16 protein-coding genes are annotated in these 24,986 nt (G+C 60.9%); 7 read left to right on the top strand and 9 right to left on the bottom strand.

Translation table 11 applies throughout. The features are described 5' to 3' along the window. Positions 1-112: 112 nt before the first annotated feature. From rpoD to WM40_RS22140, 4 genes are all read right to left on the bottom strand, one after another. On the bottom strand, positions 113-2,179 hold the full coding sequence (gene rpoD / locus WM40_RS22160) for an RNA polymerase sigma factor RpoD (protein ID WP_024902146.1): 2,067 nt from the start codon (positions 2,177-2,179) through the stop codon (positions 113-115). Positions 2,180-2,834: 655 nt separating this feature from the next. After that, positions 2,835-4,910, bottom strand: coding sequence for a DNA primase (locus WM40_RS22150; protein ID WP_046153996.1), 2,076 nt, complete (start codon positions 4,908-4,910; stop codon positions 2,835-2,837). A gap of 49 nt (positions 4,911-4,959) precedes the next feature. After that, on the bottom strand, positions 4,960-5,406 hold the full coding sequence (locus WM40_RS22145; RefSeq protein ID WP_024902143.1) for a GatB/YqeY domain-containing protein: 447 nt from the start codon (positions 5,404-5,406) through the stop codon (positions 4,960-4,962). Positions 5,407-5,489: 83 nt separating this feature from the next. After that, positions 5,490-6,893: a BaiN/RdsA family NAD(P)/FAD-dependent oxidoreductase gene (locus WM40_RS22140; RefSeq protein WP_046153995.1), complete on the bottom strand. Its 1,404-nt coding sequence runs from the start codon at positions 6,891-6,893 to the stop codon at positions 5,490-5,492. 118 nt (positions 6,894-7,011) lie between these two features. Between WM40_RS22140 and tsaD the strand changes: the two genes are divergently transcribed. Then, positions 7,012-8,163, top strand: a complete 1,152-nt coding sequence (tsaD, locus tag WM40_RS22135; protein WP_024902141.1) for a tRNA (adenosine(37)-N6)-threonylcarbamoyltransferase complex transferase subunit TsaD — start codon at positions 7,012-7,014, stop codon at positions 8,161-8,163. A 163-nt stretch (positions 8,164-8,326) separates the two neighbouring features. Here tsaD and dxs read toward each other — a convergent pair whose 3' ends face one another. Together dxs and WM40_RS22125 are read right to left on the bottom strand one after the other, a co-directional pair. Beyond that, a complete protein-coding gene (gene dxs, locus WM40_RS22130) occupies positions 8,327-10,276 on the bottom strand; it encodes a 1-deoxy-D-xylulose-5-phosphate synthase (protein ID WP_024902140.1) in 1,950 nt (649 codons plus the stop codon). 149 nt (positions 10,277-10,425) lie between these two features. Continuing rightward, entirely contained in the window at positions 10,426-11,355 is a 930-nt protein-coding gene (locus WM40_RS22125; RefSeq protein WP_036007790.1) for a polyprenyl synthetase family protein, read from the bottom strand. Between the two features lie 579 nt (positions 11,356-11,934). Here WM40_RS22125 and WM40_RS22120 point away from each other — a divergent pair. Together WM40_RS22120 and WM40_RS22115 are read left to right on the top strand one after the other, a co-directional pair. Then, complete coding sequence (locus WM40_RS22120) at positions 11,935-13,038, top strand: aromatic ring-hydroxylating oxygenase subunit alpha (RefSeq protein ID WP_024902138.1); 1,104 nt, start codon at positions 11,935-11,937, stop codon at positions 13,036-13,038. A gap of 125 nt (positions 13,039-13,163) precedes the next feature. Next, positions 13,164-14,057, top strand: a complete 894-nt coding sequence (locus WM40_RS22115; protein WP_096349214.1) for a sulfurtransferase — start codon at positions 13,164-13,166, stop codon at positions 14,055-14,057. A gap of 24 nt (positions 14,058-14,081) precedes the next feature. On the opposite strand, the gene polA is transcribed toward WM40_RS22115, so the two are convergent. Continuing rightward, entirely contained in the window at positions 14,082-16,859 is a 2,778-nt protein-coding gene (gene polA, locus WM40_RS22110) for a DNA polymerase I (RefSeq protein ID WP_024902136.1), read from the bottom strand. Here polA and WM40_RS22105 point away from each other — a divergent pair, their 5' ends adjacent. Next, a complete protein-coding gene (locus WM40_RS22105; RefSeq protein ID WP_046153994.1) occupies positions 16,860-17,618 on the top strand; it encodes an LOG family protein in 759 nt (252 codons plus the stop codon). It abuts the gene before it with no gap. A gap of 1 nt (position 17,619) precedes the next feature. Here WM40_RS22105 and WM40_RS22100 read toward each other — a convergent pair whose 3' ends face one another. Beyond that, on the bottom strand, positions 17,620-19,209 hold the full coding sequence (locus tag WM40_RS22100) for an AMP nucleosidase (RefSeq protein WP_046154000.1): 1,590 nt from the start codon (positions 19,207-19,209) through the stop codon (positions 17,620-17,622). Between the two features lie 352 nt (positions 19,210-19,561). On the opposite strand from WM40_RS22100, the gene WM40_RS22095 reads away from it, so the two are divergent. The 3 genes from WM40_RS22095 (at position 19,562) to WM40_RS22085 (ending at position 22,477) form a co-directional block, all read left to right on the top strand. Then, positions 19,562-20,026: a hypothetical protein gene (locus WM40_RS22095; protein WP_407691565.1), complete on the top strand. Its 465-nt coding sequence runs from the start codon at positions 19,562-19,564 to the stop codon at positions 20,024-20,026. A gap of 392 nt (positions 20,027-20,418) precedes the next feature. Then, complete coding sequence (locus WM40_RS22090) at positions 20,419-21,405, top strand: homoserine kinase (protein WP_046153993.1); 987 nt, start codon at positions 20,419-20,421, stop codon at positions 21,403-21,405. Positions 21,406-21,598: 193 nt separating this feature from the next. Continuing rightward, complete coding sequence (locus WM40_RS22085) at positions 21,599-22,477, top strand: BPSS1780 family membrane protein (RefSeq protein ID WP_052738462.1); 879 nt, start codon at positions 21,599-21,601, stop codon at positions 22,475-22,477. Positions 22,478-22,487: 10 nt separating this feature from the next. Here the strand turns inward: WM40_RS22085 and WM40_RS22080 are convergent, their stop codons facing one another. Continuing rightward, the gene (locus WM40_RS22080; RefSeq protein ID WP_046153992.1) at positions 22,488-24,866 is read right to left on the bottom strand and encodes a UvrD-helicase domain-containing protein; all 2,379 of its coding nucleotides are present in this window, start codon (positions 24,864-24,866) and stop codon (positions 22,488-22,490) included. Positions 24,867-24,986: the final 120 nt, after the last annotated feature.

Here is a 24,986-nt window from a genome sequence, read left to right as displayed (position 1 = left end):
GCTGCTCTAACCAAGCATGAGCTAGAGGCCCGGGGCACGCATTATCGCACGGGGTAGGCCTAATTTCCAAGCGCCCTCCCTCTGCGAATCGGCCATCAGCTCACAACGGACATCAATTTCCTTCGAGGAACGATTTCAGCTTGTCAGAACGGCTCGGGTGACGCAGCTTGCGCAGCGCCTTGGCTTCTATTTGACGGATTCGCTCACGGGTGACGTCGAACTGCTTCCCGACTTCCTCGAGCGTGTGATCCGAGCTCATTTCGATACCGAAACGCATCCGGAGCACCTTCGCCTCGCGCGGCGTCAGCGAGTCCAGCACATCCTTGACAATATCACGCATGCCGGAATGCAATGCCGCATCAGACGGCGCCACGGTATTGCTGTCCTCGATGAAGTCGCCCAAGTGCGAATCGTCGTCGTCGCCGATAGGCGTTTCCATGGAGATCGGCTCCTTCGCGATCTTCATGATCTTGCGGATCTTATCCTCTGGCATCTCCATCTTCTCGGCCAGCGTCGCCGGATCCGGCTCGAGCCCGGTCTCCTGCAGAATCTGACGCGAGATCCGGTTCATCTTGTTGATCGTCTCGATCATGTGCACCGGAATCCGGATAGTCCGCGCCTGATCCGCGATCGACCGCGTAATCGCCTGACGAATCCACCATGTCGCGTACGTCGAGAACTTATAGCCTCGACGGTACTCGAACTTGTCAACGGCCTTCATCAAACCGATGTTGCCTTCCTGAATCAGATCCAGGAACTGCAGGCCACGGTTCGTGTATTTCTTCGCGATCGAGATCACGAGACGCAAGTTCGCTTCCGTCATCTCGCGCTTGGCTTGGCGTGCCTTCAACTCGCCGGACGCCATCTGCCGGTTCGTTTCCTTCAGGTCACCCAGCGGCAACACGACGCGGGCCTGCAAGTCGATCAGTTTCTGCTGCTGTTCGCGAATTGCCGGAATATTCCGCTCCAGCACCGCGCTATATGGATGACGCTCGTCAACGATCGCTTGCGCCCATTCCAGGTTTGTCTCGTTGCCCGGGAAGCGCTGGATGAATTCCGCGCGCGACATGCCACAACGATCAACCACGGTAGCCAGCAACTGGCGCTCGACGCTGCGCACTTCCTCGACCTGCGCACGCAATGTATCGCATAAACGCTCGACGGTACGTGCGGTAAAGCGAATCGATGTCAACTCCTGCTGAATGGCTTCCTGCGCGTGCAGATAGGCCGGCGATTGATAGCCTTCCTTCTCGTAAGCATCACGCATCGCCGAGAATTCCGTACTGATCTTGCCAAACTTCTCCAACGCAGCGCGTTTCAATGCTTCCAGCTGCGCTGCGTTCGCCGATGCCTGGCGCGCCCCTTCGTCGCCATCTTCCTCGTCTTCGTCATCTTCCGCGTCGTCCTCTTCCTCCTCTTCTTCCTCGTCCATGTCGTCCGAGTCTTCAGAGGCCAGCTCCGCTTCGTTGGCGGCGGCTTCAGCGGCTTCCGCGTCCAGCAGACCATCAACCAGTTCGTCCACGCGGATCTCGTCGTTCGCCACACGCTCGGCCATGCCGAGAATATCCGCGATCGTCGTAGGGCATGCCGAGATGGCTTGCACCATGTGCTTCAGGCCTTCCTCGATCCGTTTGGCGATCTCGATTTCGCCTTCGCGCGTGAGCAGTTCAACCGTGCCCATTTCACGCATGTACATCCGGACCGGGTCCGTCGTGCGGCCAAATTCGGAGTCCACCGTCGACAGTGCGACTTCTGCTTCTTCCTCGACTTCGTCATCGCTGCTGGCGGCAGGGGCGTTGTCGTTCAGCAGCAGCGTTTCGGCGTCGGGCGCTTGCTCGTACACGCGCACGCCCATATCGCTGAACGTGCCGATGATGCCTTCTATCGCATCGCTTTCAACAATGCCGTCAGGCAAATGGTCGTTGATTTCCGAGAACGTCAGGAAGCCACGCTCCTTGCCCAACTTGATCAGCGCGCGCAATTTCGTACGGCTTTCCTCAAGCTCCTCGGCCGTGCCGGGCTGATGCGATGCCAGTGCATCCTTCAGCAGCGTCTTTTCTTTCGCACGACGATCACGCGCCTTGGCAGGAGTCGGAGATGCCGGTTTTTCGCTTTTGGAGGGTTCCTCAACAGCCGCGACATCTTCTACAGTGGACACTTCGTTCAACGTTTTTTTCATGGAGTTCGCCATAGCGGCCCGCCTTCCATACGCCTGTCGCGTACGTCGATTGGCCCTGGGTTCCTTGGGTTGCACGTGCCGCGAATCGCTGCAGCCGCCCATTTACCGAATGCTTCGCACCGCTGTGCCGTCCATTCGAAAATGTGCCGCCGCACGCGTCGTCAGCCGCCGCGTGACGGACTTGCCGTGCGCCTCGACCTGTCGCCAACCCCGCGCTTTACGGGATGGCGCGCAGACAGTCCGCGCGTTGCGTTGATGAGTGGCTTCGACCCGCGTGGTCACCGTACCGGCGAGGACCACGCCGCATACGACGCCACACAGGCCAAAGCCCGCCGGCAAATCTTTCGCAGATATCGGAAACGCGGGGCGGCGCCTGCTACGCCTTCGATGCGCCACGGGGGGACCGCGGCACGCCCAATGCCTATAAGAACCCGGCCTGATTTGTAGGCTGTCGGGGTTCCAGCATGCGTTTCTGGTTCATCTTTCTTGCTACAACCGCATTGTTCTAAATAGTGCCAAATTCTGTAAAAACAAGTAGTTGCTTTGGTTTATTCAGCAAGCTTGTGATTTTACCAGCACTGTAAACCCGAAGTATAGCACCATATCGCCTATATAGCATGAATTGGGATCTTCACTTTCTGGCATGCCCTTCCGTTCAAGCGCTTCCTTCCGGGTTCGCACCCGACGCCGCGGCCTGCTTCAACTCCGCCATTAACCGGAACAATGAAGACATTTCGGCCATCTGCTCCGGTGTCAGCGGCGATTGACGGGACAGTTGATCAAGCCGTTTCGCCACGCTGTCCACGCGCATGTTCGCCAGCGCCGCCATCACTTCCGCCTGCGCCCCGGCTTCCGCCGCTTCCATGCGTTCCCGCGCCGCATCCGCCCGTCGTGCCGCTGACACAAGCGACTGGTCGTCGTCGGCATCGTCGGTACGGCCGGTGCTGACAATACCCATCAAATCGCGGACGTTTTCGTCGTAATGCAGGATTTCCTTGAATACATCATCGAACATGGGGGCATATTCGGACTCGCGCAAGACATCGGATAAAAACCGGAATTCCGCTTGTGGACCCAACGCGCGCGCATGGGTAATCACCTCTGCAAAGAGCGCCCCATGCTGAGCACAATCAGCGATGATGTCCAGGGCCGATTGGTCCAGAGCCAATGCGATACGCGGATACATCACCAGATTGCGCAATGCGCGCTGTTCGTTGCCGGTAACGCGTCGCCGTGCAGACACGGGAGGGGCCTGCGGCCGCGCGGGCACCGCGCGGGCGTCAACAGCACACAACGCCGCCACCTCGCCCACGGACACCCCAAGGCGATCCGCCAGCGCATGCATGATCTGCAAGCGTAGCGCGTTCGCCGGCATGGCCTGCAGCAGCGGCTTGGCGTCGTACATCGACTTGGCGCGCCCTTCCGGCGTTCTCAGGTCCTTGTCGCCACTTATTTCCGACAACAGAAATTCGGAAAGCGGCATTGCACGAGCCACGGCCTCGCCAAATGCATCGGCGCCATGTTCACGGATATAGCTATCGGGATCGTGCTTGTTCGGCAGAAACAAGAACGCCATTTCCCGGTTATCCGCCGCGTGCGGCAAGCTCGCTTCCAGCGCCCGGCGCGCGGCACGCTGCCCTGCCGCATCCCCATCGAAACTGAACACGATGCGCTCGGTCTGGCGGACCAGCTTTTGCACGTGTACAGGCGTGCAGGCAGTGCCGAGTGTCGCCACCGCGTTGGGAAAACCCAATTGCGCCAATGCCACGACATCCATGTAGCCCTCCACCACCAGCACGAAACGACGCTCGCGAATCGCCAACCGCGCCTCGAAAAGGCCGTACAACTCATTACCTTTGCTGAATAGCGGCGTTTCCGGTGAATTCAAATACTTGGGTTCGCCTTTGTGCAGTACGCGACCGCCAAAACCAATGATGTGACCGGCAGCATTGCGAATCGGAAACATGATCCGTTCACGGAAGCGATCATAACGGCGTGCGTTGCGGTCTGGCGGTGCCGCCTCGTGCGGATCGCCGTTCTTGTCGAGATCGCCTGGCGACCCTTCGGAGCGCGCCTCCGCGCCGCCAGCTCCATGGTCCAATGTGACTGCATGCGGTTCGACATCCCGACCGTCACGCTTGTTCGAAACAATGACAAGTCCGGTCTCGACCAAGCGAGGATCGCGGTAGTCATCGAATGCAGACTCCAGGTTCTGCCAACCGCCTGGTGCATAGCCTAAGCCGAAGCGCAACGCGATTTCGCCGGTCAGGCCCCGCCCCTTCAGGTAATCGATCGCCACGGGCGACTGCCGCAGTTGCGCACGGTAATAGTCACAAGCGACGCGCATGACATCGGACAACTTTCGCGCTTCCTGCCGACTATCGTTCGGCGATGCGCCACCGCCGCCTCCTCGATAGCCAGGCCCCTGATTCGGGCCCGGCTCGTTGGGCACGCTGATGCCGAGCGATTGCGCCAGCGACTCCACCGCTTCAGGGAACGGCAGGCCGGCATGATCCATGAGGAAACCGATGGCGGTTCCATGCGCGCCGCAACCAAAGCAATGAAAAAATTGCTTCGTCGGACTGACCGTGAATGACGGGCTTTTTTCGTTATGGAAGGGGCACAGGCCGGAGTAATTCGCACCGGTCTTCTTCAACTGCACGTAGCGGCCCACCACTTCGACAATGTCGACGCGGTCGATCAAATCCTGCAGGAAAGCGTGCGGAATCACGTCTCAACCAATGGCACCGGGCCAGGAAAAAGTGAACCCTTCAGCCGAGTCAACTGGCCAGAGCGGCCTTGACCCGTGCGGAGACCTTGGTCATGTCCGCGCGCCCGGCAAGCGCCGGCTTCAAGCGGCCCATTACCTTACCCATGTCCTGCGGACCGGCGGCGCTCAGCGCGGCAATCGCACCCGCCACTTCCGCGTCGATCGCGGCGTCATCCAGCTGGACCGGCATATACCCTTCCAGCACGGCCATCTCGGCCTGCTCGATTTCCGCCAGATCGGTGCGCCCGGCGTCAGTATATTGCGCGATCGAATCGCGGCGCTGCTTGATCAGTTTCTCGACCACGGCCGTAACGGCCGCATCGTCCAGCGTGATCCGCTCGTCGACTTCGCGCTGCTTGATGGCGGCCAGCAACAGGCGGATCGTGCCCAGGCGCCCGGTATCGCGTGCGCGCATCGCCGCCTTCATGTCTTCCGTGATCTGATCCTTCAAGCTCATCGCGCATCCACCTTGCAAACAGAAATCCAACGGAAACCGGTGACCCATGCCCTCACGGCGCGGTATCAGGCCGCGTTATGTTATCACACGGGACCCACGGCCACGGCGGCGCTTTCCGCCGCCGCCCGTCCCGCCGCAACGCCGGAAGCCCAGGCCCATTGAAAGTTATAGCCGCCTAGCCAGCCGGTGACATCCACCGCCTCCCCAATGAAATAAGCGCCAGGCATCGATTTGACTTCCATCGTCGCGGAGGACAGCACCTCTGTATCCACCCCACCCCGCGTCACTTCGGCCTTGCGCCACCCTTCGGTGCCGGCCGGCAAGACGCGCCAGTCATTGAGCCGACGACCCAGATCACGCAACGCCTTGTCCCCGATATCGGCAAGCCGTGCGTCAGCCGCAAGCCCCATGGCCTGCGCGCAGGCGCCCTCGCGTCCCTCGCTGCTCGCGATACGACTTGCATGCGTATCGGAGGACACACCATCGCCGCGCCAGTCGTCTATCCACGCATTCGCCAGTCGGGCAGGCAGCCATTCGGCCAGTACCGTCGCCAGTTGCCGTCGCGAACCCGATTTCTGCGCGAGCAAGGCTTCGGCGGCATCCACGCCTGGCAACAGATCGATCGACAATGTCCCCGGTGCGCGCCAGTAGCTGGACGCCTGCAACACGCCGGGGCCAGATAGCCCACGATGCGTCAGCAATAGGTCCTCGATAAAGCGCGGGGGTGCATTGAACGTGCCACGTGTACCTCGGCGCGTCCCGGATGCGATGTCCGGGATACCCGCATCAACGACGGTGATTCCCACTTCAAGCGACAACCCCGAAAGCGCTGAAAACGCGGACCACTGCGCGGACGTGAACGTCAGGGGCACCAACGCTGGCTCAGGGGTCACCACCGGCAATCCCCATTGCGTGGCGAGCGCGAAAGCAAACCCCGTCGCGCCGATTTTCGGAATCGACAACCCTCCGGTGGCGATCACCACCGAATGGACGCCCAGCTCCCCGCCATCGGTGGCGATGACGAAACGGACTGGCGCCCGCCCGCCCGCTGCCGCGCCCGACGATGCGCCAGCCGCTACTGGGCGAACGTCGGCGATCCGCACAGGATGCCGCACCGACACGCGTCCGGTCGCGCATTCGCGCAATAGAACGTCGATGATGTCCTGGCTGCTGTCATCGCAGAACAATTGCCCACGATGTTTCTCGTGCCACTTCACGTGATGGCGGCGCAACAATGTCAGAAAATCGGCGGGCGTATAGCGACTCAAGGCGGAACGGGCGAAATGCGGATTACGCGACAGGTAGTTCGACGGCGTCGCATCCTGGTTCGTGAAATTGCAGCGACCACCGCCCGATATCCGGATTTTCTCGCCGATGCGCTCGGCATGGTCGAGCAGCACCACACGCCGCCCTTGCTGACCGGCAACGGCGGCGCTCATCATGCCGGCCGCCCCGGCGCCGATCACGGCGATATCAAAATATTCCATGTCCGGATTGTAGCCGCCAAGCACGAAAACCGGGGTGGCCCGCTGCTATACTGGCGACGCTTGATTCTTTCTGCTTTCCAATTCGTTTTTTTCGCTGCCCCCCGCTCCGGTTTTCCCAATGTTAGTACTTGGCATAGAAAGTTCCTGCGACGAGACCGGCATCGCCCTGTACCGCCATCCCGCTGTAGACGCAACGCAGGCGCAGGCGCCGGGGCAATCGGCGACGCTGCCCGATATGCGGGTTGGTTTACTGTCGCATGCGCTGCATTCGCAGATCGACATGCATCGCGAATACGGCGGCGTGGTCCCGGAGCTGGCATCGCGTGACCATATCCGGCGCGCGTTGCCACTGCTGCAAACCGTGTTGCGGGAAGCTGGCGTCACCGGCACCGATATCGATGCAATCGCCTATACCGCCGGGCCGGGATTGGCCGGCGCATTACTCGTAGGCGCCAGCGTGGCCAATGGCCTGGGCTTTGCCTGGCGCAAGCCGGTGATCGGGATCCATCACCTCGAAGGGCATCTGCTGTCACCACTGCTGGCGGAAGTGCCCCCTGCTTTCCCTTTCGTTGCCCTCCTGGTATCAGGCGGCCATACGCAACTGATGAGTGTGCGCGACGTGGGGGAATACGAGATTCTCGGTGAAACGCTGGATGATGCCGCAGGTGAAGCGTTCGACAAGACCGCCAAGCTGCTCGGGCTCGGCTATCCGGGTGGTCCGGCAGTGTCAGCGCTCGCGATGACCGGAACGCCTGGCGCCGTCGTCTTGCCCCGACCGATGCTGCATTCAGGCGACCTGGATTTCAGCTTCAGCGGGCTGAAAACAGCCGTCCTGACGCAAGTAAAGCAACGCATCGGCGCGATCGACAACCGCGGCAACGTCGATCACGTGGTGGCGTCCGTTGACGACAGTCATCCCCATTCGCGGGCGCGCGCCGACATCGCGCGAGGATTTGTCGACGCGGCAGTGGACGTGTTGGTCGCAAAATCGATCGCCGCATTGAAGCGCACCGGCATGAAGCGCCTGGTGGTGGCCGGTGGCGTGGGTGCAAATCGGCAGTTGCGTGACGGATTGAACCTGGCGGCAAAACGACGCGGTTTCACCGTCCATTATCCTGAGTTGGCGTTATGCACCGATAACGGCGCGATGATTGCATTGGCGGGGGCCCTTCGGCTCGCCCGCTGGCCAGACGAAGCGGTACACGACTACCGGTTTTCCGTCAGTCCGCGATGGGAATTGGGACAGCCGCGCGAACAAAATCGCGGGTGAATGCAACTATCCGGTGAGCGGATCCGGTAATGCATCGATGAGACCGCGTACGTCGTTATCGCGATCAACCGCGTCCCCCTCTCAATTGAAAAAGGCCGGATCGTGCGTGGCGATCCGGCCTTTCCTCTTCTCAGTCGCGCCCCGTCTTACCCAGATCGGGTCGTCATGCGACAAGCTTCGCTTTCTTGCCTTGATCGGCGCCCTTATCCGTCGCACCCGGTGTTTCGATGAAGCGCGCGCGAATGGATGCCGTGATACCGGCAGCGTCCAGGCCCGCCATCGATAACAGCTTTGCCGGATCGCCATGATCGATGAACTGATCAGGAAGACCGAGTTGTAATACCGGCAATGCCGCACCGATCGATGCCAAGAATTCCAGGCAAGCTGAACCTGCCCCACCCATGACACAGCCTTCCTCGACCGTGACGATCGCATCGTGCGTAGCCGCCAACGACGTCAACAGATCCGCATCGATCGGCTTCACGAAGCGCATGTTGACCACTGTCGCATCGATCGCCTCACCGGCGGCAACGCTCGGCGTGACCATCGTACCGAACGCCAGGATCGCGATGCGCGGCACGGGCGCTGCCGCCTTGCCGCTCGCACCACGTTGAGGCAGAGTCGACTCGCGGCGCACTTCCCCCTTGCCGACAGGCACGCCCGTCATTTGCTTGACCGTGGCCACGCCCGCGCCGGCGCCGCGCGCATAGCGCACCGCCGCCGGCGTCCCGAGCTGCACCGCCGTATAAAGCATTTGACGGCATTCGTTCTCATCCGCCGGCGCCATCACCGTGATGTTCGGAATGCACCGCATGAAGGCCATGTCGTAGGCGCCCGCATGCGTCGCACCATCCGCACCCACCAGGCCCGCGCGATCGATCGCGAAGACCACGGGCAGATTCTGCAACGCGATGTCGTGGATCACCTGGTCGTAGCCGCGCTGCAGGAAAGTCGAATAGATCGCGACAACCGGCACCATGCCCTCGGTGGCGATACCGCCCGCGAACGTCACCGCGTGCTGTTCCGCGATACCGACATCGAAATAGCGCGCCGGGAAGCGGTTCTCGAACTCGACCATGCCCGAGCCTTCACGCATCGCCGGCGTGATGCCGACGATGCGCTTATCCAGCTCGGCCATGTCGCACAACCACTCGCCAAACACCTGGGTGTACGTCTTCTTGCCCGCCGGCGCCGGCTTCAGGCCCTCGGCTGGATTGAACTTGCCGGGTCCATGGTAGGCCACCGGGTCGGCCTCGGCTAGCTTATAGCCCTGACCCTTCTTGGTCACCACGTGCAGGAACTGCGGGCCCTTCAGCGCCTTGATGTTCTGCAACGTCGGAATCAGCGAATCGAGGTCGTGCCCGTCGATCGGACCAATGTAGTTGAAACCGAATTCCTCGAACATCGTCGCCGGACCGACCATGCCCTTCGCATGCTCCTCGAAGCGACGGGCAAGCTCCAACACCGGGGGTGCCACGCTCAGCACCCGCTCCACACCTCTGCGTGCGGTGGCATAGAACTGACCGGACATCAAGCGCGCAAGATAACGATTCAGCGCACCTACCGGCGGCGAGATCGACATGTCGTTGTCGTTCAGGATCACCAGCAGGGGCAGGTCATCCGATACGCCACCATTGTTCAAGGCCTCGAACGCCATCCCGGCGGTCATCGCGCCATCGCCAATCACCGCGATTGCCCGTCGATCCTCGCCTTTCAGCACGCTCGCGGCCGCCATCCCGATCGCCGCCGAAATCGACGTACTCGAGTGCGCCGTGCCGAACGTGTCGTACTCGGACTCCACCCGACGCGGGAAACCCGAGATCCCGCCCCACTGACGCAGCGTCGGCATGGCCTCGCGACGGCCGGTCAAGATCTTATGCGGATAAGTCTGGTGCCCCACGTCCCATACGATCCGATCATTCGGCGTGTTGAAAACGTAGTGCAACGCGATGGTCAATTCAACCGTGCCGAGATTCGACGACAAATGCCCGCCGGTCTGCGACACGCTCTGAAGCACGTATTCGCGTAATTCGTCGGCGAGGGGGCGTAACGCGTCGCGGTCCAATTGGCGCAAGGCAGCCGGGTCGTCGATGGTTTTCAGCAAGTCGTACATGACAATTTTCGTTTGACGCCGCCGTCTCGGCGGCTGTAAAGCAAGGGACCTGCGTTGTGCTGCACCTGCAGGACCACCCTGTCAAGGCATGGCACATCGCCGGCCGCTGGATATGCCAGCGGCGACATGCCGCAAGAGGCGATCTGCGCCTAGTATGCGCGCTGAACCACCAATTCGGCCAGTTCCGACAAACGCCGGGCACGCGCGCCGAACGGCTGCAACGCCCGAGTTGCTTCGGCCTGCAACTGGCGGGCCAGATCGCGTGACGCATCCAGCCCGAGGATTGATACATACGTTGGCTTGTCCGCCGCGGCATCCTTGCCCGCCGTCTTACCCAACGTTGCCGAATCAGCGGTCACATCCAGGATGTCGTCCACCACCTGGAATGCCAAGCCGATCGCATCCGCGTAGACATCCAATGCGGCGCGACTGGCTACCGCGGCCTGATCGTCGCCATCGAGCGACAATGCCCCGCACATTGCGCCCAACCGGACCGCCGCCCGTAACAGGGCGCCGGTCTTGAGCCGGTGCATGTTTTCCAACTCGTCGCGGCGCAGCTTCAACCCGACCGACGCCAGGTCGATCGCCTGTCCGCCCGCCATTCCCCGCGAACCGCTGGCACGCGCGAGCTCCGCGACCAGCGCCGCCCGGCGCGACGCCGGCACCGCCTCGTCGCACAGGGTCAGGAACGCCTGGGTCTGCAGCGCATCGCCAACCAGCAGGCCAGTGGCATCGTCGTATTGCACATGCACCGTTGGTTTGCCGCGACGCATGGCGTCGTTGTCCATCGACGGCAGATCGTCATGCACCAACGAATACACGTGGATCATTTCAAGCGCCGCGGCTGCCGCGTCCAACGCCGCCACAGGCGCGGCAAGCGCCTCGCCCGCCGCATGGCACAACAGCGGCCGGACGCGCTTGCCGCCGCCCAGCGCCGCATAACGCATTGCTTCATGAAGCCGTTCGGGTGCCTGGGCCGCCGGCGGCAGATAGCGGTCCAGCGCCATCTCGGTTCGTGCCTGCACCGCTTTCATCCAGTCATCGAAAGACTGGCCGGTATGCGCCTCACTGGATTGCATTGTCTCTTGGGTCATCTCGTCGTTGCTTCGGTAGGCCACGTCGACGATGGTGCGCACACCCGTCTCGGCTCGCATCGCGTCGTCGCGCAGCTCATACCGCCTCTTTTGCCTGTTTTTTATTGCGCCGGCCGTACGCATCGCACCGCCGTATATTGCGCGTTTCCGCAGCCTGCCTCGTATGGACGGACGACTATCAGACCGAATAGAGCGCTCCCATCGGTCTTGCGCCATCACAGCGCGAAGTCATTGGAAACGGGCAATCCTGACGGATAGTAAGGGATAAGTCCGGCATTTTACGGCAAACGGGCGCTTGCCGTGCGTTTGCACGAAGCTTTCCGATATAACAACCGATTGCAGTCGATTTCGACCTCACCCTGCTTCCCACGCGTAACGGTGCGACATCATACAAACAAATATTGCCGCAGCACCGATAAAAATCCAGCAATACCGCATTTCATGGCACTTTCGGACAGAAATACATAGCCAATCTACACCATTACGACTACAATCTCTGGTTCCCTAAATCGATTTTTCGATGGTTGGGTTGTTCGCTGCTTTCCACGTTTTATGGGAGTGGGAATGTCCAATCTCAGCAATACCCCGGAACTGAAAGCGGTTCCGTCGCAACTTCCCGTTTCGGCATACTTTGATGCAGCACTGCTGGAGCGGGAGAAACAAACGTTATTCGCCAGAGCACCCCGATACATCGGACACGAATTGATGGTGCCGGAACCTGGCGACTACTTTGCGCTACCAGGCGAAAACGAAGGTCGTGTGCTGGTACGCAATCAGGACGGCACGATCGCGCTGCTGTCCAATGTGTGTCGCCACCGCCAGGCCATCATGCTCAACGGCCGCGGCAACGCGCAGAACATCGTCTGCCCGCTACATCGCTGGACCTATGACTTGAAAGGCGAACTCCTGGGGGCGCCTCATTTTCCGCAGAAGCCATGCCTGAACCTGGGCAGCACGCCGCTCGTCAACTGGAACGGCCTGCTATTCGAGGCAAATGGTCACGATATACATGCGGATTTTGCCGGCCTGGGCCCTGTGCGCCAATTCAACTTCGACGGTTATCGATTCGATCACGTCGAGGTTCATGAATGCCGCTACAACTGGAAGACCTTCGTTGAGGTCTATCTGGAAGACTACCATGTGGTGCCTTTCCATCCAGGCCTGGGCAGCTTCGTGTCCTGCGATGACTTGACATGGGAATTCGGTCGCGAATACAGCGTCCAGACCGTCGGCGTCCACAAGAGTTTATCCAAACCCGGTTCGCCAACGTATCGGAAATGGCACGACGCGGTATTGTCGTTCCATCAAGGCAAGGAGCCACCACACGGCGCGATCTGGATGCTCGCCTACCCGAACCTGATGCTTGAGTGGTATCCAGGCGTGCTCGTTGTCTCCACGCTGATTCCGCGCGGACCGCAGCATACGACGAATATCGTCGAGTTCTATTATCCTGAGGAAATCGCGCTATTCGAGCGTGAATTCGTCGAGGCAGAACGGGCAGCCTACATGGAAACCGCGCGCGAGGACGATGAAATCGCCGAACGGATGGATGCCGGCCGCAAAGCCCTGATGGACCGCGGTGAATCCGAAGTGGGACCGTATCAAACCCCGATGGAAGACGGCATGCGCTGCTTCCATGAATACCTGCGCAATCGCCTGACGTATTGAGACCGCGCGGTGGACGCGCAATGCGAAGCCGGCTGGCATCCGTTCCTTCGTCGAATGCCCTGACGTCGATCGGTCGTTGTCCCGGTGCAAGCGCGCCGCCGTGCCACGCTACCGGAGAACAACGTATGCCCAGCAGCCAGACGCAAGCCCTGCCACGCTACACGACCTTGATCGACGCCGCAGCGCTGTCCGCGCGCATCGTCGCCGATGCGGCTTCGCTGTTGATCATCGACTGTCGAGCCGACTTGTTGGACCCCGAAGCGGGGCCCCGCGTCTTTGCCGAACGGCACCTACCGGGTGCACATCATCTGAACCTCGAATCGGACCTGTCCGGCCCGAAGACACAGGGTAGCGGACGACACCCGTTGCCCGACCGCGAAACGCTTGCCGCCACGTTAGCCCGGCTCGGCATGCGCGCGGACACGCAAGTCGTCGCCTACGACGCGCAAGGCGGGATGTATGCGGCACGTCTCTGGTGGTTATTACGCTGGCTTGGACATGAAGCGGTGGCGGTACTCGACGGCGGCATGCCACGCTGGGAGTCTCATGGCGGCTTGGTCGAGTTCAGCGCGCCGCGCCCTACCGTGCCGGGCGATTTCGCTGCCGGCACGCCGTTGGTATCGGCTGTCGATACAGCCACCGTGTTGCGCAATATTGACAGCGGTGACCATCTCGTCATCGACGCCCGTGCCTCCGACCGCTATCGCGGCGAAAACGAGACGATCGATCCAGTGGGCGGACATATTCCCGGCGCACGGAATCGCTTCTTCAAGCACAACCTCGACGAACAAGGTCAATTTCAGTCACCCGCCGCATTGCGCAGCGCTTTCCTGTCCGTATTGGACGGTACGCCCCCGGACGCCGCAATCATGCAATGCGGGTCGGGCGTGACCGCCTGCCACAACCTGCTGGCAATGGAAGTAGCCGGGCTTCCGGGCGCTGCGCTCTATGCCGGATCATGGAGCGAGTGGATCGCCGATCCGAGCCGCCCCGTTGTCACCGGCGCCACGCCGCGCTGAAGTGCCCGACACGCGCGCGCCCTCTCAGTGCGCCTCCTCCCAGTTCGCGCCAGCGCCCACTTCGGCAACCAGCGGAACCTTGAGCGTGGCCACGCCACACATCAGCGCCGGCAACGTCGTACGGACCGACTCGAACTCATTCTCCGGGACTTCGAGGACCAGTTCATCGTGTACCTGCATGATCATGCGGGTCTGCCTTTGCTCCTTATCCAACCAGTCCTGTACCGCGATCATCGACAACTTGATCAGATCGGCGGCCGTCCCCTGCATCGGCGCATTAATGGCGGCACGTTCCGCAGCCTGGCGACGTGGTCCATTGCCGCCGTTGATCTCCGGCAGCCAGAGACGGCGACCGAACACCGTCTCCACAAAGCCGTCCTCGCGCGCGCGCATCCGCGTTTCTTCCATATAACGCGCAACGCCCGGGTACCGAGCGAAATAGCGATCGATATACAGCTTCGCGGCCTCTCGTGTGATATCCAGATTCGCCGCCAGCCCAAAGGCGCTCATGCCGTAGATCAAACCAAAGTTGATCATCTTCGCCACGCGACGTTGGTCGGGCTGCACCTCGGACACGGGCACGTTGAAAATTTCAGCGCCCGTCGCCTTGTGGATATCCTCCTCGGCAGCGAACGCGCGTAGCAGTCCCTCATCCTCCGAAATATGCGCCATGATGCGCAACTCGATCTGCGAGTAATCGGCCGAAACGATCCGGCATCCTGGTGAGGCTACGAAGGCTTCACGAATACGACGCCCTTCCGCCGTTCGCACCGGAATGTTCTGCAGGTTCGGTTCGTTCGATGCCAGGCGCCCCGTCACCGCCACCGCCTGCGCATACGTGGTGTGCACGCGATGTGTCTCCGGATTGACCATGCGCGGCAGCTTGTCCGTGTAAGTGGACTTCAGTTTCGCCAGGCCACGATAATCGAGCAGCACTTTCGGCAACGGAAAGTCTTCCGCCAGTTTTTGCAGTACTTCTTCATCGGTCGAGGGCGAACCGCTAGGCGTCTTCTTCACCACCGGCAACTGCAATTTCGTGAAAAATATCTCGCCGATCTGCTTTGGTGAATTCATATTGAATTCACCCCCGGCCAGTTCATAAGCCTGCTTTTCGAGATCGAGCAGCTTCATGCCGATCTCGTGGCTTTGCTTGCCGAGCAACGCCGTATCGACCAACACGCCGTTGCGCTCGATGCGGCGCAAGACGCGTGAAACCGGAACCTCGAGTTGCCGATAGACGTAATCCAAGCCCGGCTGAGATGCGATCCGCGGGTACATCGCCTGATGCAAGCGCAATGTAATATCGGCGTCTTCCGCGGCATAGTCCGACGCCTGTTGCACGTCCACTTCGTCGAAGCCGATCTGCGATGCACCCTTCCCGCAGATGGCCTCGTACTTGATCGTTGTAACGCCGAGATGCCGGCTCGCGAGTGAGTCCATATCGTGCTTGTGATGCGATTCGAGCACGTAGGATTGCAGCAAGGTGTCGTGGACCACACCTTGCAGCGCGACGCCGTAGTTCGCCAATACCTGCGCGTCGTACTTCATATGCTGGCCAACCTTCGGCTTGTCCCGATCTTCCAACCAGGGCCGGAGGCGCGCCAACACCTCGTCGAGCGGCAATTGGTCCGGTGCGCCAGGCCCTCGATGAGTGAGCGGCAAATAGGCCGCCTGTCCCGGCGACACCGAGAACGACATGCCGACCAAGCGCGCGACCATCGGATCGAGCGCCGTCGTCTCCGTATCGAAAGCGGTCAGATCCGCTTCATCGATACGGTGATACCAGCGGTCGAACGCCTCCCAATCCAGGATCGTCTCATAGTGACGGTCGATCTCCACGCCGACGATCGGCGCTGGCAATACCGCATCGACATCGGCACCCTTCGCGTTATCGGCCGATGCCGCGCCGGTGCCGCCGTCTGCCGCCTCCACCTCCCGTAACCACGTCCGGAAACCGTATTTGCCGAAGACGTCGCGCAGTTCATCGCGTGCCTCGGGACGCGCCAGCAGAGACGCATCGATCGAAACCATATGGGCCGCGAGATCGCAATCGGTGTCCACCGTGACGAGTTTGCGCGCGGTGGGTAGCCACGGCAAGGCACGCCGCAGGTTATCTCCCACCACGCCCTTGATGGCATCGGCATGCGCGATCACGCCATCGAGGTCCCCATACGCACTCAGCCACTTGACGGCGGTCTTCGGCCCGCACTTTTCCACACCCGGCACGTTGTCGACGGTATCCCCGATCAACGACAGGTAGTCGACGATCCGCTCCGGCGGCACGCCGAATTTTTGCTCGACTCCCGGCACGTCGAGCGTCTCGTTGCTCATGGTATTGACCAGCGTCACGCTGCTGTTGACCAACTGCGCCAGGTCCTTGTCACCGGTGGAAACGATCACTTTCATTCCCTGCGCCGCCGCCCGCCGGCACAGGGTACCAATCACGTCGTCGGCCTCCACGCCGTCGACCATCAGGAGAGGCCACCCCAGCGATCGCACGACATGATGGATCGGTTCGATCTGCGCGGAAAGGTCTTCCGGCATGGAAGGCCGGTGCGCCTTGTATTCCGCATACATCACATCGCGAAACGTCTTTCCCTTTGCATCGAACACGCACGCGCTATACTCTGCGGGGTACTCGCGCCGCAAACGGCGCAACATGTTGATGATGCCGTACAGCGCGCCGGTGGGTTCTCCGCCGGGGCCGCGCAGATCAGGCATCGCGTGAAAGGCCCTGTACAAGTAGCTCGATCCATCGACCAATAACAGGACCTTGCCGTCCAGAGTGTGTTGTTCCGACATATGAACGATAGAAAAGTGATTCCGAGTCTGCGCTCCATCGCGGATCTCGACCGCGCGACGGCCAAGAAGGCACGCGCCTCCTGGCAGATGTTCACGATTATGGCAGAGTTCGTGGAAGCCACCGAATACCTGTCCGAATTGCGTCCCGCCGTCAGCATTTACGGCTCCGCCCGCATCAAGGCGAAAGACCCCTATTTCAAGCTCACCGAGAAGATCGCGAAAAAGCTGTCGGATGCCGGCTTCGCGGTGATTTCGGGCGGCGGGCCGGGCATCATGGAAGCCGCGAATCGTGGTGCGCATCGCGGCAAATCGCCGTCGGTTGGACTGAATATCGAACTGCCGCACGAGCAGTCAGGCAATGCCTTTCAAGATATTTCGCTGCGTTTCCGGCATTTCTTCACGCGCAAGGTGACGTTCGTCAAGAATTCAGACGCCGTGATCGTGATGCCGGGGGGCTTTGGCACGCTCGATGAATTGGCCGAAGTGCTGACGCTGATTCAGACAAAAAAATCACGACGCGTGCCGATTATTCTGGTGGGTGCCGAGTTCTGGCAAGGCCTGCTTGACTGGTTCAAGAACACGTTGGAAACACGCAAGCTGATTGGTGAAAAAGACGTGGAAGAGCTGATTCAGGTCATCGACGAGCCGGACGAGATCCTGGCCGCCATCGTGCAGTTCTACGAAAGCGGCAAGGACGCCAAGGCCGAGAACGAACGCACGAAAGCAAAGTCCGAAGACGACCAGATGTTCTATCTCTGATCTATTGAAACGCGACTTCGGCAAAGCTGCGCAGCTTGCGGCTGTGCAGCTTTTCCAAGCCATTTTCGCGCAGCAACTCCATTGCCCGCATGCCGATCTTCAAATGCTGATTCACCTGTTCGCGATAAAAGGAATCGGCCATCCCCGGCAACTTCAACTCGCCGTGTAACGGCTTGTCGGAGACGCAAAGCAGGGTGCCGTACGGCACCCGGAAGCGAAAACCATTGGCGGCGATCGTCGCGGATTCCATATCCAGTGCAATGGCACGGCTTTGCGACAGCCGTTGCACCGGCTCGCGATAATCGCGTAACTCCCAATTCCGATTGTCGACGCTTGCGACGGTCCCGGTGCGCATCACCCGCTTCAATTCTCGTCCCTCGAGCCGCGTCACGTCGGCCACGGCTTGCTCCAACGCCACTTGGATTTCAGCGAGCGGCGGCACCGGCACCCAGAGCGGCAGGTCAGCATCCAAAACGTGATCCTCTCGAACGTAGCCGTGCGCCAGCACGTAGTCCCCAAGGCGCTGCGTGTTGCGTAGTCCAGCGCAGTGACCAAGCATCAACCAGGCATGAGGCCGCAGCACCGCGACATGATCAGTAATGGTCTTGGCATTCGATGGCCCGACACCGATATTGACCATCGTGATGCCGCTGCCATCCAGGCGCTTCAGGTGATAGGCCGGCATCTGCGGCAAGCGCGGCGGTGGCATGCCGCTCGCCTCGCAATCCGCCGGAACGGATTCGTCGATCCGGTTCGCATTCGGCGTAACAACATCGCCGGGCTCGACAAACGCCGTGTAGGCCGCACGCCTTGACCGCTCGTCAGCATCGTCGCCCCGCTCCATCAATGCGCGCCCCATGCGAACGAACTCGTCGATATAGAACTGATAGTTCGTGTACAGCACGTAGTTCTGAAAATGCGTTGGCGACGTGGCCGTATAGTGGCGCAGCCGATGCAACGAGAAATCGACGCGGGGCGCGGTGAACAACGCCAGTGGCCGCGGCGCGTCGGGACCTGGATCATAGGTCCCGTTGACGATCGCATCGTCGAGTTGCGCCAGGTCGGGTGTATCGAAATGCCGCCGCAGCGTCCGCAAGTGCGCCTGGTCCAATTCGCCTTCGAGGTGAATACCCTCGGCGAAGGCGAAGTGCAACGGCATTGGTTGATCCGACATCCCCACTTCGATGAGGCCTTCAGGATGATTACGTCGCAACAATGACAATTGCTGCGTGTAATAGTGGTCGAACAGGTCCGGGCGCGTCACCGTGGTCTCGAATACACCCGGTCCGGCGACAAAACCGAACGACCGGCGCGAATCCAGCTCATTCGCCGCGTCCACGGTCACTCGCAGCATCGGATAGCACGCCCGGATCTTGCCCGGCGGCAACGCCTCCCCTCGTTTGAAGCGCGTAAAAGCAGACTGCAGCCTGTGCGTGCTTTCCTCGTAGAGCGCGCTCAGGCGCGCGAGTGCACTGGCCGGGTCATCGAAACGTGCCCAAGCGCCGGTCGGTGGTGCCCCGCCGGTTTCTCGCGACGTAGCGGCGTCGACACCCTTCGAGGTCGTGCCGACGGCAGGGAGGGACGATGTCATGGGCATCGCCGTATGCTTGTGCGCCTCTTCCTTCATTGGTTCATGATCCTTGTTCTGCCTTGCTTTTGCTTGTTCCGGCCCGCGACCACGGCGGGCCTTGCGCAGGCTCGGACATACCGTCCCGCACCGGCGCCCACTGGCGCCACAGTAACACGGAAGCCACTGAGATCGTGCTAGCCCCAACCATCCATTATCCGGGTAGCACCGTGACGCGAACACGACATCTGACCGTGATGGCATTGATCGCTGTCGTGACTGCCATCGCAAGAGGCCCACAGTTTGCTAGAATTCCGCAAGCTTCTGGAGATACGCTATGAAATCCCTCGCGGCCGGCCTCATCGTCGGCGCTTTGATGTGTTCAGGTGCTGCTTTCGCACAATCCCCCGCCACCTCTGTCACATCGGGCGTCTCCGATGCGCCACCGACGCTCTCTGAAAGCCCATTGCAAGCGGATTCCGCCGCCGAGCGCGCGGCGGCCGCCGAGAACGCCGCCGCTGCGCGTCAAGCAGCAGCAGCCCATCCGATGTCGGCAAACGAAGCGGCCGGCCTGCCTGATCTGGCACAGATCAACCGCCCGGGCGCCGTGGTATCGTCGCGCGTCGAGCTCAATACGGTCCGCGAGCCAAGCTTCCATACGCGAGACCGCTCGGGCACCGAGATCACGGAGTACCGTGACAAGGGCAAACCCACTGAAATCGATGTCCGCTCGAATTTCGGCACGCGTTATTCGATGTCGAACCCTGTCGACAACTCACCGCGGGTGCCAAACAACGGCGCGCCGAACGGACGCGTACCGTCGATCCATTTATCGTATTAAGCATGCGGATGGACGCGCGCTGCTTCCAAGGCAGTGCCGTGTTCATCCCGGCGGGGCGCCCTGCCCGGCCGATATGCCATGCCTGGCGCACGACATATCGCTGAGATTCGCATACACATCGATAGGTCGACGAAAGATCAATCGTTTGATTTAAAAACGAGCCTGACATTCCGGGTTTCTGGCGCTAGCACGCTCCCGTGTCAACGGTGAAGCGCTATCCCGTTTTGCCTGATTCCCGATTTATTTCCACACACCAAATTGATCTGAACCGCTAATCGATGGAGATCTGTACCGATCAATGATTGCTTGCGGGCGATCCACAGGGTACGCTGTACGTCGTTTCCGAAACACGCATTCTCCCCTCTCTATCTGCCACCGGTTTTCTGACACGCATGGCCGTCTTCACGTCTGTTTCCGATCACGATCTTGCCGCGTGGCTCACCGATTATCCGGTAGGCGCGTCATTGGGTTTGCGCGGCATCACGTCGGGTATTGAGAACAGCAACTTCTTCCTCAGTACGACAGCGGGCGAGTTCGTGCTGACTATTTTTGAAAAGCTGAGTCCGGCCGAGCTGCCGTATTATCTGAATTTGATGCGTCACTTGGCTGCCCACGACATCAGCGTGCCCGATCCGGTACGGCGCGCGGATGGCACATTGTTCGGCTTGCTGCACGGCAAGCCCGCCGCCATCGTGACACGCTTGCCGGGCAGCGCCGTACTGTCGCCAACGCCGGCGCATTGTGCCGAGGTCGGGACGATGCTCGCACGCAGCCATTTGGCCGGACAAGACTTCGGCGTCCAGCAGTCGAACCTGCGCAGCTTGCCTTGGTGGCGCGAGGTCACGCCGCTGCTGCATCAATTCCTGAACGTATCCCAGGCGCAGTTGTTGGCGAACGAGATTGCGCATCAAGGCGCATTCTTCGCGTCGAACGATTATCGCGCGCTACCCGGCGGTCCTTGTCACTGCGACCTGTTCCGGGACAATGTCCTGTTTATCAACGATCCTGTCGCATCCACGCCTCGGCTGGGGGGATTTTTCGACTTTTACTTTGCCGGCAACGATAAGTGGCTGTTCGATCTCGCGGTAACGGTCAACGATTGGTGCGTCAACCTGGAAAGCGGTGAACTCGATATGCCGCGCGTGACGGCCCTGCTACGGGCCTATCAACAGGTACGCCCGTTGACGCCGGTCGAGTTGCGCCACTGGCGCGACATGTTGCGGGCCGGCGCGCTGCGTTTCTGGGTCTCGCGCCTGTACGATTTTCACCTGCCGCGCAGTGCGGCGCTGCTGGAACCGCATGATCCGGAACGCTTCGAGCGCACGTTGCGCGCCCGGATTGCCGCGCAAGATGCCACGATCAACGATCCACTGGCTTGACCGCGCGCATCCATATCCGCCGCCGGTACACGTGATAAGCGACCATCACGCGCCGGTTCCTGTTATGCTGCGGATCGTCCGAAGCGTTGTCCAAGGCATGTGATCCCCCGTGTCATCCCGGATCGCCATGCCAGGTCTCACGTGCGGTCTTCCGCCCGAGCGATGATGGCCTGTCCCCTGTGCTGAAAGGGGAATGCGATACGCGCCGGTTTCGCTCGATTACCGCCTGTTTTTGCTGATTCCCGACGTCATGCAACTGAAACACGTCACCGCCAGGGACGGCGTACTCTGGTTCCGCCAGGGCTTGGGAACGTTCCGACGCAGTCCCCTGCTGTTCCTCGCACTGTCCTTTGCCTATCTGCTGTTGATGCGGATCGTGTCGCTGCCTCCGGTCATCGGCACGGTTGTCATGCTGTTGATGCTCCCCGGTGTCACGGTCGGGTTTTTTGCCGCGAGCCGCGAAGTACTGTCCGGCAAACCCGCGTTCCCCACGATTTTGCTGCGCGCCTTCGCGGGCGGGGCTGTTGTCGTACGTCGACTGCTGATCCTGGGAATTGTCTACTTTGCCTGCATTTGCGCCGTTTTCGCGGCCTCGGCCATTGGTGACGACGGCATGTTGGCGCAGATGATGCTGTTCGGCAATGCACCGTCCGAACAGGAAATCCGCAGCGGCGTATTGATGATCACGCAGCAGGCGATGCCCATCGTCATGCTGGGTTATGTGCTGGTCGCCGTCGTGTTCTGGTTCGCGCCGGTGCTGGTGGCGTGGCATGACGTGCCGCCACACAAAGCCCTGTTTTTCAGCATCTATACCATCTGGCGCAACAAGCTGGCCTTTGTCGTCTACGGCATGCTGTGGTTCGCAACGCTGATTCTGCTCTGGATCGGCGCGATGATCCTGTCCGCGCTGTCGGGCGCCGGACTGGTCGCGATGACCATGCTGATGATGTCGATCGTGGCCATCTTCATCACGATGTTCTACTGCTCGCTGTACGCGACGTATCGCGGTTGTTTCGACATCGAAGGTCCGCCCTTGCCACCGGTCGGACGCCCCGCGAAGCCGGCCCCGTAACAACGCGCGCTCAGTCGTCGATTCGCTGCAATTTCGCGACCGACAATGCCAGCCATTTCGCGCCATGCCGCTTGAAGTCGACCTGGGCCCGCGCATCGGTGCCAGCGCCTTCGAGCGCGATCACCTTGCCTTCGCCGAACTTCGTGTGAAATACCGGCTCGCCCACGCGAAAACCCGTCTCGGCCTCCTTGTTCTTGGTCGCGTACGACGGTAGCGGTGCCGAGTCGGCAGGATAGTCGTCATCACGGATGCGTTCGGTCCCATCCCCACGCTTTTCACCGCCTCCGCGGCCAAACCAATCCCGCCCCCAACCCGCGTTATCGGCACGTCCACCCCATCGGGCCGCAGGCTCGACTTTTGCCGTCAGCCACTTGAGCGCGCCCTCGGGCAGTTCATCGAAGAAACGGGAGCGCAAGTTGTATCGCGTCTGGCCATGCAGCATCCGGCTCTGCGCGAACGAGAGATAAAGACGTTCCTTCGCACGGGTGATGGCCACGTACATCAGTCGCCGCTCTTCCTCCAGCCCTTCCCGCTCCATCGCACTGTTCTCATGCGGGAACAGACCTTCTTCGAGCCCGGTGATGAAGACGGCAGTGAATTCCAACCCTTTCGCCGCATGCACGGTCATTAGCTGCACCGCGTCCTGTCCCGCCTGTGCCTGGTTGTCGCCCGCTTCGAGCGACGCATGCGAGAGGAAACCGGCAAGCGGGGTCATTGCCACCGGCTCCGGCGCACCGGGTACGGGCGCATCCAACACCTCGCTAGCGTCTTCTTGCACACCAGCAAGCGGCACGGCGGTGCTCGCGCCGGGTGCCAACGGCACCATCCGCGCCGGCGCATCACGGCGCAGTCCTTCCTCCGCCATGAAGGCACTCGCCGCATTGACGAGTTCCTCCAGGTTCTCCAGCCGCTCCTGCCCCTCGCGCTCCGCCTGGTAATGCGTTTCCAGGCCGCTGGCCTTGACCAGATGACGAACCAGATCCGGCAGATTCATCTGCTGCGTCTCAGCACGGACCTGCGCGATCATTCGCAGGAAATTGCCCAGTGCCGTACCGGCCTTGCCGGTCACATATGGCACGGCGGCCGCCAGCGGACAGTTATACAACCGCGCCATGTCGCTGAGTTGTTCGATCGATCGCGCACCAATGCCGCGTGCCGGAAAATTCACCACGCGCAGGAAAGCGGTATCGTCGCCCGGGTTATCGATCAGGCGCAGGTAAGCCAGCGCATGCTTGATTTCCTGGCGTTCAAAAAACCGCAAGCCACCATAGACCCGGTACGCCACGCCGGCCGCCATCAGCGCATGCTCGACCACGCGAGACTGCGCATTGCTCCGATACAGCACCGCGATTTCCTGGCGCGCCTGGCCCTGGTTGATCAGTGCCCGTATTTCCTCGACGATCCAGTTTGCTTCCTGTGTGTCCGTCGCCGCTTCATAGACGCGCACGGGCTCGCCATGCCCTGCATCCGTGCGCAAGTCCTTGCCCAGCCGCTGCGAATTGTTCGAGATCAGGATGTTGGCCGAATCCAGGATATGACCATGTGAACGATAGTTCTGTTCCAGCTTGATCAGATGCCGCACATTGAATTCGCGCTCGAAGTCGCGCATGTTGCCGACGTTCGCACCGCGAAACGCGTAGATGCTCTGATCGTCGTCGCCCACGGCGAAGATCGCGTTATGCTCTCCCGCCAGCAACTTGAGCCAGGCATATTGCAGCCGGTTCGTATCCTGGAACTCGTCCACCAGAATGTGCGAGAAGCGGCTCTGGTAATGCTTGCGCAACGTGTGATCGCGCTGCAGCAGTTCATAACTGCGCAACAACAGCTCGGCGAAATCAACCACACCTTCGCGCTGGCATTGCGTTTCATAGGCCTCGTACAGCTCGACGAACCGGCGGTTGAATGCATCGTTCGCCTCTACTTGAGATGGCCGCAGCGCCTCTTCCTTCGCCCCATTGATGAAGTATTGGAGGTTCTTCGGTGGATACTTTTCCTCATCCACATTCAGACCTTTCAGCAGCCGTTTGATGGCCGACAACTGGTCGGCCGTATCCAGAATCTGGAACGCCGGCGGCAGCCCCGCTTCGCGGTGATGGGTGCGCAGCAACCGATTGCAAAGGCCATGGAACGTACCGATCCACATGCCTCGCGTATTGATCGGCAGCATCGTCGACAGCCGCGACGTCATCTCGCGCGCAGCCTTGTTCGTGAACGTCACCGCGAGGATGCCGGATGGGCTTGCATGACGTTGACCGATCAACCACGCAATGCGGGTAATCAGGACGCGGGTCTTGCCACTCCCCGCGCCGGCCAGGATCAGGGCCGCCTCGTTCGGCAGCGTGACCGCGGCGAGCTGTTCGGGATTCAGGTTGGCAAGCAGATCGGACATGGCGGAGCGGGATGGGAAACGGAAAAAGGACGCGGACCGGCCGGATGGACGGCGGCGAAAAAACGGCCTTCATTATAAGCGCGACGCCGCTTTCGGGCCGAAGCTGCACCGAAGCGGCTA

The organism is Robbsia andropogonis (assembly GCF_000970345.1).
In the GTDB taxonomy this organism is placed as follows: Bacteria; Pseudomonadota; Gammaproteobacteria; order Burkholderiales; family Burkholderiaceae; genus Robbsia; species Robbsia andropogonis.
This window is presented reverse-complemented; position numbering and strand designations above follow the sequence as displayed.